This window comes from Pseudothermotoga thermarum DSM 5069 (assembly GCF_000217815.1).
GTDB classification, from domain to species: Bacteria; Thermotogota; Thermotogae; order Thermotogales; family DSM-5069; genus Pseudothermotoga; species Pseudothermotoga thermarum.
In genome coordinates this window covers 1,149,334-1,163,234 of sequence record NC_015707.1, presented here as the reverse complement: position 1 = coordinate 1,163,234, position 13,901 = coordinate 1,149,334, and the positions used below count along the sequence as shown (strand labels likewise).

At 39.5% G+C, this 13,901-nt stretch carries 10 protein-coding genes and 1 CRISPR repeat array; of the genes, 1 reads left to right on the top strand and 9 read right to left on the bottom strand.

Features of this window, described 5'->3' with window-relative positions:
* Positions 1 to 25: 25 nt before the first annotated feature.
* The 6 genes from THETH_RS05945 to cmr1 (THETH_RS05920) all read right to left on the bottom strand — a co-directional run bounded on the left by THETH_RS05945 (position 26) and on the right by cmr1 (THETH_RS05920) (position 9,090).
* Positions 26 to 2,086 (bottom strand): putative CRISPR-associated protein, encoded by a 2,061-nt coding sequence (locus THETH_RS05945; RefSeq protein WP_013932464.1) that lies wholly within the window; start codon positions 2,084 to 2,086, stop codon positions 26 to 28.
* Positions 2,070 to 3,173 carry a type III-B CRISPR module-associated protein Cmr3 gene (cmr3, locus tag THETH_RS05940; RefSeq protein WP_013932463.1) on the bottom strand — a complete coding sequence of 368 codons (1,104 nt, stop codon included), beginning with the start codon at positions 3,171 to 3,173 and terminating at the stop codon, positions 2,070 to 2,072. Before cmr3 ends, THETH_RS05945 begins: the two co-directional genes overlap by 17 nt.
* 14 nt (positions 3,174 to 3,187) lie before the next feature.
* Positions 3,188 to 5,815: a type III-B CRISPR-associated protein Cas10/Cmr2 gene (gene cas10 / locus THETH_RS05935; protein ID WP_013932462.1), complete on the bottom strand. Its 2,628-nt coding sequence runs from the start codon at positions 5,813 to 5,815 to the stop codon at positions 3,188 to 3,190.
* Positions 5,802 to 6,905: a type III-B CRISPR module RAMP protein Cmr1 gene (gene cmr1, locus THETH_RS05930; protein WP_041446409.1), complete on the bottom strand. Its 1,104-nt coding sequence runs from the start codon at positions 6,903 to 6,905 to the stop codon at positions 5,802 to 5,804. The genes cas10 and cmr1 (THETH_RS05930) overlap by 14 nt, the downstream gene beginning before the upstream one ends.
* A gap of 467 nt (positions 6,906 to 7,372) precedes the next feature.
* Entirely contained in the window at positions 7,373 to 7,765 is a 393-nt protein-coding gene (locus THETH_RS05925) for an HI0074 family nucleotidyltransferase substrate-binding subunit (protein ID WP_041446620.1), read from the bottom strand.
* Complete coding sequence (gene cmr1 / locus THETH_RS05920; protein WP_041446408.1) at positions 7,765 to 9,090, bottom strand: type III-B CRISPR module RAMP protein Cmr1; 1,326 nt, start codon at positions 9,088 to 9,090, stop codon at positions 7,765 to 7,767. Before cmr1 (THETH_RS05920) ends, THETH_RS05925 begins: the two co-directional genes overlap by 1 nt.
* Before the next feature lie 718 nt (positions 9,091 to 9,808).
* On the opposite strand from cmr1 (THETH_RS05920), the gene THETH_RS05910 reads away from it, so the two are divergent.
* On the top strand, positions 9,809 to 9,988 hold the full coding sequence (locus THETH_RS05910) for a hypothetical protein (protein WP_013932456.1): 180 nt from the start codon (positions 9,809 to 9,811) through the stop codon (positions 9,986 to 9,988).
* A 392-nt stretch (positions 9,989 to 10,380) separates the two neighbouring features.
* Positions 10,381 to 11,824: a CRISPR direct-repeat array (repeat unit 30 nt; unit sequence GTTTCCATTCCTCATAGGTAGTGTCCAAAC).
* A 264-nt stretch (positions 11,825 to 12,088) separates the two neighbouring features.
* On the opposite strand, the gene cas2 is transcribed toward THETH_RS05910, so the two are convergent.
* From cas2 to cas4, 3 genes are read right to left on the bottom strand one after another with little or no spacing between them, the layout of a single operon-like run.
* Positions 12,089 to 12,352, bottom strand: a complete 264-nt coding sequence (gene cas2, locus THETH_RS05905; protein ID WP_013932455.1) for a CRISPR-associated endonuclease Cas2 — start codon at positions 12,350 to 12,352, stop codon at positions 12,089 to 12,091.
* A 27-nt stretch (positions 12,353 to 12,379) separates the two neighbouring features.
* Positions 12,380 to 13,375 (bottom strand): type I-B CRISPR-associated endonuclease Cas1b, encoded by a 996-nt coding sequence (gene cas1b / locus THETH_RS05900; RefSeq protein WP_013932454.1) that lies wholly within the window; start codon positions 13,373 to 13,375, stop codon positions 12,380 to 12,382.
* A gap of 13 nt (positions 13,376 to 13,388) precedes the next feature.
* Positions 13,389 to 13,886: a CRISPR-associated protein Cas4 gene (cas4, locus tag THETH_RS05895; RefSeq protein WP_013932453.1), complete on the bottom strand. Its 498-nt coding sequence runs from the start codon at positions 13,884 to 13,886 to the stop codon at positions 13,389 to 13,391.
* Between the last annotated feature and the right edge of the window lie 15 nt (positions 13,887 to 13,901).

Sequence of the window (13,901 nt, the reverse complement as noted above, 5' to 3'; positions counted from 1 at the left end):
CAACCCCCATTTCTAAATTTTTTTCTTAAGTTAGTACTATCAAACCGTCCTTACAAAGTTTACACAATCTGTATCCACCGACCTTCAGAATCTTTTCAGCACTTTCTCGACATTTATTGACGTATTCATTCTCGGCGTTGTGAACTTCTTTACCTATGTAAAATTCGTTGACATACACTTTGTAAGTGTTGTACAACTCGGTTTTTTCGCATTTCCAAATTATTCTCAGCTGGAGTCTTTCTTTTTCGTCTTTGAAAATGCAGAAACCCTTTTTCTTCAACTCTTCACAGCCGACATCGTGACACAATTTGTCTCTGCTTTTGAAGTTTTCACCAACATTGTGCAACTCCTTTAGAAGTTCTTTCAGCGATTTTTCAAAAGCTGTAGAGTGGTTCTCGTCACTCTTCTTAAGCTTCTCATATTTTTTAAGCGCTGAGTCCGACAGATAAAGTGCATGAATATCGTTGATTTCCAAATATTTTTTCCAAAGAATCCTTCCAACACCTGTAAACACGTATTTATCTCCGGATTTTTCAACCAAGGATCTTAATTCTTCGTATGATTGTTTACTGATACAACAATCGCCGAATTCAACTTCCAAAAGGTTTTTTTCATTATTCTTGATCAAACTCCAATCTATGCTGATAGGTAAAGGCGGTATTTGGAAAAGCTCATCTGCCAATTCAAATTTGTAAAAAATCCTGCTTTTGTTTACCATAGCAAGAAACGTAAGGTACGGAACGATAGATTTGAAGCCTGTGGTGATGTTGAAACAAACCTTTTTCCAATTGCGATCCGCGATCTTGTACACCTCGTTCAAAAGGTTCACAAGTCCCATTTTGATGAATTTATCCGAATCATCTATCCGTAGTCCTTGAATTACCGACGATTTGGATTTTATTCCCATCTTTTCGAGCCTATTCTTCACATACTCAGCTGCCAATTTTGAAATCAAAGTATCGGTGTATAGTAAATATATTTCTACCCTTGAGTGATCAATGTTGTTCTTTTTCAAAATTGTCATTATGGAATCTAACTCGGCGCAGTTGAGATTTTCATTTTGTTTATCTTTTAACTTTTTCTCAAGTTTTTTGCATTCTCTTTCTTCACAGTTGGCAGGTGATCTTTCCGCTTTCTCTATATCGTCCTTGCCGAGTAGTTCGTTCCTTTCAAAAACAGAACTACCTACAACGGTGATTATCCTTTCGATTTCCTCGTAGCTTGAATGTTCATAGGTTTCCAGGAAACTTTTGCTATCAAGAGCATATTTTCCGCATTTTTTGAAAAGCTCTTTAGCAAACGGATTCAAATAATAAAACTTGCCATTTTCATTTTCGTCAAGGATGTCCAACAATTCTTCCGGAAAACCATTTGGAATTTCATTTTCTGGGACGATACCATCCTTTTGAAATAGTTCTTTGTATTTTTCAAAGAATGCGAGATCTGGTCTTATAGGTGCTGGAGGGATTTCTATCAAGCAGTCTGTGTCTTCGTAAACGTAAAAAGCAGGAGATTGATTGATCTGCGCAAGTATTGATAAAACAGCTATAACGCTTTTATAACCACCGGTTATGTCAAACACAAGCTTACCCTTGTCAAAAAAGCTTGAAACCTCACAAACCAAGTTTTTAATCCCCTGTCGAAATGTTTTTGGATTTTCTAAATTCAAATCCTTTATGAATTTCTTAGAAATTTGAAGCTGGATGTTCTCTTGAAGAACAGACCCTAAAACATCTGGTAAGACTTTTAATAAAACTTCTACAGATATGTGGCAACCAATTGTGTCAGATTTGATCAAAACAACCTCCAAAGCCTGATTACTGCTTTTGTTTTCGAGCCGTCTAACAATTTTCTCTAAACTTTTTATCTCAGCACAACAGTTGATACACTCTTTTTCTTCAAGTTTTGAGATCCATGATTTTATATCTCGTTTTTCAATTTCATCTTTGTATATGTGACAATTTTCGCTCTTGCTTTTCTGCAGTAAATCGCTTGAAAGGTACGCAGTTCCCCCGTTTTTTGAATAATTTTCAACCAGCGATAGTCCCACCGAAGTTATCACGAAGATTTTATCTTCCATCGCCATTTACTACCCCCACCACGGAAAAACCAAATCCTTCTTCGGAAAACTCATCGGAAATGTTTTTAAAGTGGAATGTTTCGAAAACATCTTTTTCATCGCCTTCCAGCAATTTAAAGTAATAAACTGCGCCAGCTGGAACGGCTTTCTTCAAAGGTTTGGGCTTGTTTCTTGCAAGATCCCACCCACCAACTTTGATGTACCTTCCAGTCGCAGCCGCAACAAGCTTTACCTTCAATTTACCGATTTTGCCTTCCTTTGTAGCTTCATCTATCCAGCTTGGTAACCATCCTTTCTTAAAAACTGTCGGTGTCAGCAGACAAACTTTAAAAAAGCCGTCCTTAAGATCAACGTTCAAATCTTTCAAATCGTTTAAATCATCGTCGATATCAGTTTTGTCAATTTCAAAAACAGCGGATTTTCTTTCTCCACCAAGTTGCAACATATCTACTTCTTTGTCAAACAAGCATCTCAATGAATCCTCAAGAACAGCGGATATGCAAACATCGCGCTCAAGTTGAACAAGTGGTATTTTGTAAATGTAAGATTCCTTGGATGATAACGATTTCTCATCCCTTGCAATGCCTATTTTTTCACTTATTTTGTAGAAAGAATTCTTGCTAACCGTTGCATCCTTTCCGGTAAGATATTTTTTCAATTCATAGGTATCAATCCATCCACTTGGTTCTTCGACTTTTTCTCCTCCACGGTAGAAAAGTACGTATTCCAAAGGATAGTTTGAAATCATCAACTTCGGTTTTTCCATAAGTTCTAAGGTTTTTAATTTGTCTTTGCCTTCTATCAACACCGAGTCGTACGGAATCTTAAAATAAAGGGTACCGTCTTTGTTTAAAAATATCCCCTTGAGTTTGAATTTTCCATATGTATCAATTGTTCCAAGATCTTCTTCGAATTTTCCTTGTTTAAACTCTTCTATGCTGCCTTTTTGCAAGATCAAGTAGGTTCTCAAAGCTCCGTAAACGGTTCTTGGCAAGGGAGGAAACACGATCTCAGCCCAGTTTTCTCCCCCCACTTCAAAAGGTTTTGAATTTCTGAAGAACAAAGTATCAACAGGTTTGATGTTTATAACCATTTCCAATCCCCCGCTCAAAGTAGATAATCGCTCAAAAATGCAGCAAGATAAATGAAGCAAATAAACGATCCAAAGTTGTAATGGAAAGAAGCGTAAGTCAATTTATGGAGTTTTTCGGCTAAGCTTTCAATTTCCTCGTTTGTTATTTTGTTTGGATCAGAGGATCTTTTTATCAAACGTTTGAGCTCGTATTCCAGCATTTTTCCACGAAGGCGAAGCTGCCCATTGGTACTATTCACAGTCTTAACAACTGAATCGTAAACTTTGGACACAAAGGTTTTTGAAAGCTTTTCTTCCTTGAAATACCTCAAGATATTCTCAAGCTCGCTTAAAACATCTGTCTTATTATCTTCAACGAACCATTTACTCACTATTATCCTTTCTTTGCCTCGTCTTATTAAGTTGATTGCGAATGAATTTCTATCATTTTGCTTGGCTTTTTCTTCCATTTCTCGAACCTTGTTCAAGACGTACTTCAACGGCTCTTTGTAGTGTGCAATCACAACTCCACATGAAGCAGTTGCATTTGGTCCCATTGTTAAGATCAGTTTGTCGTCCTTTTCAACGAATCCTGTTTTGTTGTCAGACTTGACTTGAATTCTTCCATCGACAATTTCAACCTGTCCACTGAACGCAGCCCTGAGTTTTCTTAGAACGGGTATTAGATCCTTCAGATTAACGAAAGCAAGTACGTCGTCCCCACCGGCGTAGACGAGCTTTCCAAGATGTTCTTTTTCAACTATAGGTTTGACAAACTCTATAGCATAGTTTCTTAAAGCATGTGAAATAGAAGCATGAATGGCAGGAGTTAGCAGCTTTCTTTCGGGTAGATTATTTTTAAAGCTATCAGAGAAGCTTTCATAAACTTCGGTGTTGTAACTGTATCTAATATCAGGTAAAAGCTCGCCGGAAAGCCATTTTCCCATGTTGTCACCATCGAGCATGATCACCGCATAGTAAGGTGATGGCTTACCCACCTTTTTGTGCAGCTCTTTCAGCCGTTCTCTAAGCTCTGGAAGATTTTTCTCAATTCTCTCAACTTCACCAAGCTCCTCTTTAATCTTTCTTTGAGTTAGATTTTCCTCAAATAGCCATTCACCATAGATGTTTTCAGCTATCTTATCAAAGTCATCTTTCAACTTGGGCACGACGGAATCTTTAACAATTCTCACAGACAAAAGTTTTGAAAATTCTTTTGAAAATTCCTCATACGCAGTTCTGCAGTCTTCGCTAGAAAGAATCTTTTCTCTAAAGTCTGCAAGACATATTTCCGCTGTCGATGGAAAGCCGCCAAATGTGGCACCGGGGAATTCTTTTTTCTCCAAATACTCATCCAGCATTCTTTTTGCAAAGCAGTTTACGCACAAACATTCTTTATCTTTCAAAATATGCTTTTTGTCGGGCTTAACGTTACCTTGTGAAACTACTCCTTCACGTTCGCCACAAATGGTACATTTTTTCCCATATTCTTCAGTTTGCACAAAGTTTCTCAACTGCTTTCTTGCTTTGAGGAATTTTTCACCAAGAGAATAGATCAAAGGATAGTATATTCCAACGTTTACAGGAAGGGACTGCTTCTTGAGAGTTTTTATGATCTTCTCAATAGTCTCGGTTTCTATTTTTAATTCTCTGAAAGCTTCAATCTGCACTTCTTTTCCATTTATTCTCCATGGAACAATAACCCAGTAAATTTCTGGAAAGTCTTTGATTTGTCTGTCAATTATCTCTTGCTGTGGTTTGGATGTGAGGAAATTATCAAGTACATATTCGACTATATCGTTCCATTTTTCTCTTACTTCCTTTTCGCATTTTTTTACTATATCTTCCAACTCTTCTTGTTTTGAGGTTGGAAGTATCGCAACAAATTTGTTTGGTATGGTTGCAAGATCAACCAAGCTTGAAAGTGAGTTTTTAACTTCAATTTGCTTCTTCTTTTCCAAAAACCAATCGAACAAAGGCTGTCCATAAAGTTCGGGATAAATTATGGACATTGGGCCATATTCTTCCGCAACTACCCAAGTAGCGACAAATGTTAAATAGGAAAGCAAATAACTTGAGTTGTACAAATCCTGCGTTTTTCGTGACTGCGAAATGAACGATTGAACAGGCCCAATCGAGAAGAAGAATAAGGAATTATCTTGGTATTTTTCATACGAGTTTATCGCAGAAGCAATTTTCAAATGCTCGAATATTGAATGATCAGGTACACGGGTATCCGCAGGCAAAATCGGCATGTATTTTGAAAGCTCTACATCGCCTTTGACTTTAAGCTTTGCCACTACTTCGTCTATGTAGTTGCGGTAAAGCCAATAAACCATTTCCTCTGGTTGAAGATATTTTATTTTCTTAAGAACATCCTCTAAAATCTCTGGAATGCCTTCTGGAAAACCTTCTGGTACATCAAGCTTTCCTTCGCACAACGGATGACGAATTTCGGTAAACGGTTGAATCTTTTCAGTATCTTCAAGCAAAGTTCTTTCCATAGCAGCGGCAATCATATCCGAGTCTTTGGCTTCTTCAAAACCAGAGATTCCAAGAATTTCCATGCACATTTTGGCTCTACCCACGTGACCTGGAATCCTTAAAACTTTGTCAATTGGATCGTGAAGAAAGCCTTTTAAAATCCTTTCACAGTTTTTCATACTCGATCACCACGGCATTAAGAAATTTTGTAAACTCTTTTGTAAACTCGTCGATAACAGAAAAGTTGAGTTTTTTCCTCTCATTTACGGTTGCTGTCATCCATCTTTTCCCGTCTTTGCTCTCTTTTCCAGCGAAAATTGGATCGACCGTAAGATGAATCAGAACAGGGAAGTATTTACCGTTTGACCTTACGATTTTTATTATCAAAGGTGAGGCGAATCTATCAGAAATCCTTCCTTTTTGATCATATGGGACAAGCCTAACGGAGAATTGGTTATGATGAATGGGCATGCCAAAGGCTGCCATATCGAAAATTTTACCTTTATTCTTGCTTCTGTATTCTTTGAATACTATCCCGACTTCTTCAAGAGCGTCAATCCAAGTTGGCTTAGGATCAGCTATGTATATCTTAGCCTTCGAAAGATTTGAATATCGACCAGTTTTCGCAGGCTGAATGACTTTTTTGATTTCAGCTAAGTTTTTTCTGTACCAGTTTTCCAGTTCCTCTTTTGTTGAACCCTTTGGATTAAAGTCCAAAAAATCAAATGCAAAGTCATGAGATATCACGTTAACACTACCAGCACCTCTTCTTGAACGCGAACCAAATGCTCCAAGGTACATCGCAAGCCAGAATGAAGCAAGAACTGCTTTAATCTTTTCGTCGTTATCATCGCGAAACGAAAGAATCAATTTAAACCTACTGCCAGGTTTTAAATAGCCCTTTATCAACCTTTTTCCACCAGATTTGAGAGAAAAAGTTGAATACAAAAGATACTTAATGCCTTGGTAGTTATTTCCTTGCTGGGAGTTTATCAAATCTAGTATATTGTTCCCGGCTTTCAAACTTTCTCTTTCGATGATTACACTCACAGAACTTTTGAGACTTTTCGTATTGCCTTGATCCATTCCACCAAAAATCTCAGTTTCTTCCTTCTTCAAGCTACTTAGATCATCCAGTGCCCTAGCTGCACGCCACCAAAAGCGCATCATACCTTTGATTTCCGACGGTCTCAGTTCAGCAGTCATCGTATCCGAACCAGACATGAACATTGGTGTAATTATTTCACACTCGAAGGATAACCTCTTCACCGCTGTCCCCCCAACAACAATATGGATTTCGATAATTACGATACCGCCTTTCACAATAAGAATCTCTTACCATTTTTTCAGGAACTCTTCTCAAACATAAATTTATACGTACGTGTTTTCAGGATACCGTTTCCGCGACTAACATGCGGGACTCAAACCTAAACAATTTGAAACATGTTATTTCAGCTGTCTATATGCTTTTATTCCTTATAGGTAGGGTTCAAGTGTGTGCGACTCGACGTTGGATAGGACCTGACGATTAGATATTGGGTATTTCCGTTCCTCATAGGTAGGGTCCAAACCCGTTTTCTCTATAAGAGATTATACCAGCGTCTTTGAGTTTTGGTCAAATTGTATCATTTTTGCTCTTCTCAAGCCAACTTTTGAAGTGTTAGCGTAGTCAATTTGCCGTCGATCTCGGAAGTGAAGGTCGACGACAAGTTTGTAGTGCGAACTAATAGACGAAATCAGATTTGCCCTGCGTTCAATATTTTATCATAGAGGTATTTGAGCTCATGAAGGAACTTTTCTTTTATGTCGATGAACATTTCCCTGGATTCTTCAGCTGAGTAAGTGCGTACAAGTCTGTTTCTGGCGTCTATCATTTCCATCCATATTTGATCGTTTGCTATCAATCCATTTTGATAAGCTAACCTAAAACAGTCTCTTGGATTTTTGCAAATAAGTCCAAGGTCTGCCAAATATTCCTTTATTAGTTTCCAGCTGAGTTCATAGCAAAGTTCAAACCTTTTTATTGTTCCATCGATTTCTATATCTGTTTTTGCGTACTGTACTGCCTCTTCCAGATTTCGCAAAGCATTCTGAAATTGTGTAAAGTATTGTTGCACCCTTTCTCTCATCACAGCTCGATCCCTTCTTTGATTATCTTTTCCCTCAAATCATTGCTGACTTTGTTCAGATTTACCAAGTCAACATTCGCTATTTTCTCGAAATTGGAAACTGCTTTGCCTGTTACAACAGCAATGTCAATGTCTGATTTTTTAGTCGCATCTCCACGAGCTCTTGAACCAAAAAGTATCACTTTTCTTGCATCAAGTTCTTTTTTGATCTCAGCCGCAAGTTTGTTCAAGGTTTCAGGAACTGACAGAATATCTTCAACTGCATGTTCTTTCAAAATATTCCAAAACTCATCTATCAAAGAAAAGTCGGGCTTTTGTGTTCTACCTGACAAATTCAAAACAGATCCTTCGGGAAGAAATTCTCCACTCATACGAAGCACCATCCAGCGGTATTTGTTGCCAAATCTAAAGACCTTGAAAATGAGAGGAGAAGTTCGCCGATCATGGTCAGAGTCTTCATTTTGATCATTGACCTTTTTCCAAGTGATTCTCGTCCTCCTGTAATTGACCGGCAGTCCAAAAACCCCAATCTGAGGCTTTTTGGAAGAATTTTTCCTTCTGAAATCTATGTATTTTTTCCCAAGATCGTCCAAAGCATCTTCCCAGCTGTTGAAACTCTCCTTGCTTATCAAGAACCTTGACAAAGAAAGATTAGAATAGGAAGAGCAAAAATCCTTACAACCGTTGATGATCTTTCTCACTACATAAAAATTATCAACGATCCACTTTGTTACGTTATTATCGTCGTCCTTTACAAAACTCAGTGTTTCTTCTCTTAGTTTTAACTCTTTAGGTTGCAGAATCCTTATGTCTCCTGCGCCTCTTTTCGACCTTGTTCTAAGTCCTCCCAAATTAACGGTCAGCCAAAAGGCAGCAAGAACTTTTTGAAATTTTTCGTAATCATCGTCTCGGCATGACAGAATCAGCTCAAATTTCGTTCCAGGTTGTAGGTATTTTCTTACAAGCCTCTCGCCAGCAAACTTCAAAGAAAAGGTCGAATAAAACAGATACTTAATGCCAGCTCGCTGATTTATTCTACCTTGAATGTTTTCTCCCAACTTGACAGCCTTTTGTTCCGATGTATCATTCAAGTTTTGAATAATTCTTATGCTCACGGGGCTCTTCAGATTAGTTGGCTTTATTCCTCCAAAAATATCGGTTTCTTCCTCTCGCAATTTTTCCTTGTCATCCAGTGCCTTGACAGCGCGCCACCAAAAGCGCATCATTCCCTTTATCTCGGAAGGTCTAAGCTCAAAAGTCTGTACATTAGATCCTGACATAAACAGCGGAGTAATCACTTCACACAAGAAAGACACCGTTTTCACCCTTGTCACCCCGTTATGACAATGAAGTGAAAGTGCAACAATCTATCCAAAATTATACACTCGCGTTTTCCTTCTCCTATGGGTGGTATTCAAAAGGGCGCAGGCGCAATGGGGATAAGAATCTGAGAGGAGTATTTCCATTCCTCATAGGTAGTGTCCAAACGTGGCAAATGTATCGCTCTTACATACTGTAGGCGAAGAGATCAACAGAGATGTGTTTGAGTGGGACGGGACAAGAATCTCGGATGTAATTATCCGCGGAAAGGGACCGCATTCTTTTGTGTTGGCGTCAAAGTTGTGGATACGTCGCTCAAGCTAAGGTTTACTGTGGATAAATGCAAAGTGTTCGTGAATCTAGATAATTTGGTCCTTGCCACAGACAAAGGTTCATGCGTAATAATGCCAGAAGGTTACTACCCGAACAAAGCAATCACGCTGAATAACCTTAAAGAAAGTACAGAAATATGAATTTAAGACCGCTGCCAGGCCGTATTATTAGTTTGGGCAATTTCAGGGAAGGTAAATATCCAAGTTTGGCCCTGCAAAACGCAGGGTCTTTTTTTGCTAATATTTAGTCGAGGAGGGGTTTTATGTATTTTGTTTTGTTTCCGGAGGCTTTGTTGGGTCTAATAGTCGTGAGTCTGATTTTGGTCGGTGTCGGATTAATCATCAACGCAAAGAATAAGAAAGATAAGAAGTGAGCACAGGAGGTGGTCGTATGGAGATTCTTGGATATGCATTGTTTGGAATACTGCTAATCATACTAATACGCGGACCTATCGGCAGGTTGCTAGGCGATTTGACAAACGGAGATTGGGAAAGCATCAAGAAAGGACTGTGGTGGAAAAACTACTGGCGTGATGTAAAAGCCGCAAGAGAAGAACAAAACAAGAAGTAGTGAATATATCCATACCAGAGAGGCGGGCACACAAGCCCGCCTTTTTGTTTGCATATTTAATGTTACAGCTGCGTTATAGGATTGCGTTGGAGGTGGATTGAATGGACCTTTTGCAAAGATTAAGACAGATTTGTCCGCAGGATCAAGAAGTCTTGGAAGAGTACATTAAGACAATTGAACAAGCGGCAGTTTTGTTTGCAAAGAAACAGGCTGATTATGGACCTGGAAACATAGCTAAGTTCGGCGAAATAGGTTTGCTTGTGAGAATGAGTGACAAACTTGAACGGTTAATCAATTTAATCACGTCGAAGAGAGAACCGAACAATGAAGCGATAGAAGACACACTGTTGGATATACTTAATTACGCGGCAATTTGGCTGATCGTAAGACGTGTTTCCATTCCTCATAGGTAGTGTCCAAACCGGTCAGCATCGCAGCTTACGACGGCGCAGGGTATGACGAGTTTCCATTCCTCATAGGTAGTGTCCAAACAAATGAACTATGACGAAATTTGCCGCCGTGCCGCAAGTTTCCATTCCTCATAGGTAGTGTCCAAACTAAGCGGGCCAATGCCATTTACGTAGATCCCATTAATGTTTTCATTCCTCATAGGTAGTGTCCAAACATGTCTAAGAAAACAGAGATACTATAATCCGCATTCGGAGTTTCCATTCCTCATAGGTAGTGTCCAAACGATTTTCTATGCGGAATTGTTGGAATACACAAGGCATGTTTCCATTCCTCATAGGTAGTGTCCAAACCTTTAACAAGCGGGTTGTAGTCCACCTGCTTGAAGCGTTTCCATTCCTCATAGGTAGTGTCCAAACACTGGCAGAGAACTCATCACTTTGCTTTTAAGCCAGAGTTTCCATTCCTCATAGGTAGTGTCCAAACCTTCAGTGTTGGAAAGATTAAACATCACGAATAAGGGTTTCCATTCCTCATAGGTAGTGTCCAAACGGATATAGAGAAGAACCTGCAGGCAAAGAAGGGGCAGCGGAGTTTCCATTCCTCATAGGTAGTGTCCAAACTGGGGAGAATCCACCGTTTACGATTAAGTATGTTAACGGGTTTCCATTCCTCATAGGTAGTGTCCAAACGGGTATGTCTCCGTTACGTGCCGCAGCGAAGGCGATTGACATGTTTCCATTCCTCATAGGTAGTGTCCAAACGAGATAGGTCTTAGCGTCAACTTGAACGCCTTGCAGGCGTTTCCATTCCTCATAGGTAGTGTCCAAACGATCCATCTGAAGCTGCATAGATCCGTGAAATACAGTTTCCATTCCTCATAGGTAGTGTCCAAACTAATCAGAGTTAGTATCAACGGCGAATCAGAAAAAGAGTTTCCATTCCTCATAGGTAGTGTCCAAACTCTGCCAGATGCCGTGCCTGTTGGCTAGTACACCGTTTCCATTCCTCATAGGTAGTGTCCAAACTATCATGTAAATCCCTCCTTCTTTTTGCGCCCACCATGTTTCCATTCCTCATAGGTAGTGTCCAAACGGTTTTTTACCCATCAAACCCCCCCTTTATTAAAATCATGTTTCCATTCCTCATAGGTAGTGTCCAAACAGAGGGAGCAACAGAACTGCCGGAAGATGCACAAAGTTTCCATTCCTCATAGGTAGTGTCCAAACGTACGGATAGACTAGCAATGCACAAGGTTTTAGACGTGTTTCCATTCCTCATAGGTAGTGTCCAAACTGGAACAGCAAAGCCCGCTGTCCCGAATATTTTAGCGTTTCCATTCCTCATAGGTAGTGTCCAAACTGTCAATTTCGACTGCGAAGTATATTTTTGAAAAAAGTTTCCATTCCTCATAGGTAGTGTCCAAACCCGTTTTTTCTATATGTGATTATACCAGCATCTTTGGATTCTGGTCAAATTATATCACTTTTGCTTTTGCCAAGTCAACTTTTGAGATGTTCGTATAGCTAATTTGTCGTCGACCTGGGGGGTGAAGGTGGACTTGTGAGTGAGAGTTAAAAATATCTAACTTGAGTTTTGTCAGTCGTAGAGAATAAAAACTGTTTGTCGTCGACCTCCAGTAGTTTTTGCATTATCGTAGGTCGACGACAAGTTCGTATGACGAACTGCTTGTCAAAGTACCCAGGTCTCTTTGCCTTTTTGTGTACCAATGGTTTCCCTCGAGAGGTTTTTCCCATCTGGTAGTTTGTAAAAAATCAGTGCGTCTTCGTTGGGATCTATCACTTTGCTCAGATCTCTTTGAAGTTTTTTGAGTGTTGCTTCGGTGAGTTCTCCTTCGAGTACCGAGTTTTGAACCCACGTTAGATATTTTCTTGCTATCTTCAGAACTTTGTTGACCCTCTTCACGTTGACATCATAGACGAGGATGATGTACACCAGATACTTCCTCTCTTGTGGTGTGTTTTACCATCTGCTGACAAACGGTTCGTATTCCTTTTCGCCCATCAGGTGTTTTTCCAACTTGTAGAGTTCCATACGCATCAGATTTTGATAGCTTATATTTCTCTTTAATTCTCTATGGTAGAGGGTTGTGGAGAGTTTTTCTTCAAACTCTTGAACGTACTTTTTGGCGGTTTTTTCCTTTAAAATGCACATTTCACCTTTATATTCAAAGCCCTCCTCATCGATCATCCTTTTCCCCAGAATGGAGAACAAAGTTCGATCAGCTAGTATGGGCTTGAATATTTCGGCAACATCTAAGTTCAGCGTGAAGCTTCGAAAGTTTGTCGTATGTAAATAGCCTATCCTTGGGTCAAGATGGGTCATGTATATCTCCGTCAAAAGCTTCATGTACACAAGAGAGTTACCATAGCTGATAAGCGCATTTATCGGATCTGTCGCGGGTCTTTTTTCCCTTTTTGCCAAACTAAACGGTGTGTCCTCAAGGATGACGTTGAAACTCTCATAATAACAACGTCTTGCGTTTCCTTCAATTGCCATCAATTCTTCAATTGAATTGCAGTTTTCAAGAGTTCTGAGTAATGAGCTAACTTTTTCGCAGTACTCTTCAAGATTCTTCTTCCTTTTTTCGTAGTATTTCAACACCTGAAGCATGTTTTCCAAGGATCCTTCGACGAATTTTCTGGCGAGTTTAAGTCTCAGCGAAGGATTTAGATAGTGTTCGACTTGTTTGACTATCATATAACCAGAGTTGTTGTGCTCTCTGGGATAGAACGTTCCAACATAATTACCATAGTATCCGAAAAAGTGTGCGACGATTTCCTTTTCCTCGAGGAACTCGAGAAACTTTTTGTTCAAATCCACTTCGCCCATGATGAAGATATCCCTTACACTCTCAACAGGGAAGTACTTTTTTCCTTCCTCAGTTTCAGCGCAAATGGTGTTGTCCTTTCTTTGCAATCTTCCGCTTGCAAAGATGTAAAGAGTCTTTTTTGCCATGGCAACCATCCTTTCAAGCCCAACAAAATTCCGAGTGAGCGCAATTTCTACAATAACCAATCCATTTTGGCTGAGGGGGTTTTTCCGATTTCAATAGTTGTTTGATATCTTCCATAACAATTTCAATTTCCTTTTGCAGGCTTTCGTCTAAAATCAGTCGTTCGCGTTTTCTTTCTTCTGGAAATCGAAGCTCTCCTTCAGCTTCGATTCCCATGCGCTTCAATTCATACAAATAGAAAGCAAGTTGCATCCTTGCTGCTTTTTTGGCTTTGGAGGATTTTTTGACCTCAGCTATGATCAAGTTTTCATCCCTGATGATAACTACATCCAACGCCAGATGCTCAATGTGAACCTCCCTAAGTTCCCTTTCGTAGCTTTCTTGACGCAGGATTTCTCCAAGTTGAAGATGAATGTTGTCTTTGCTGGGACCGATTTGTCTGGAAACAAGCCAGACTTTTCTTGGACAGATCAAGTAACAGTTGACCAATATACCGGTGATCTTCGGCGTCATGAACTTCCCCCTCGA

Excerpts from the sequence above, each read along its gene's own strand:
- cmr3 (WP_013932463.1), bottom strand. The coding sequence starts at position 3,173 with ATGGTTATAAACATCAAACCTGTTGATACTTTGTTCTTCAGAAATTCA.
- cas10 (WP_013932462.1), bottom strand. The coding sequence starts at position 5,815 with ATGAAAAACTGTGAAAGGATTTTAAAAGGCTTTCTTCACGATCCAATT.
- THETH_RS05925 (WP_041446620.1), bottom strand. The coding sequence starts at position 7,765 with ATGAGAGAAAGGGTGCAACAATACTTTACACAATTTCAGAATGCTTTG.
- cas1b (WP_013932454.1), bottom strand. The coding sequence starts at position 13,375 with ATGGCAAAAAAGACTCTTTACATCTTTGCAAGCGGAAGATTGCAAAGA.
- THETH_RS05945 (WP_013932464.1), bottom strand. The coding sequence starts at position 2,086 with ATGGCGATGGAAGATAAAATCTTCGTGATAACTTCGGTGGGACTATCG.
- cas4 (WP_013932453.1), bottom strand. The coding sequence starts at position 13,886 with ATGACGCCGAAGATCACCGGTATATTGGTCAACTGTTACTTGATCTGT.
- THETH_RS05910 (WP_013932456.1), top strand. The coding sequence starts at position 9,809 with ATGGAGATTCTTGGATATGCATTGTTTGGAATACTGCTAATCATACTA.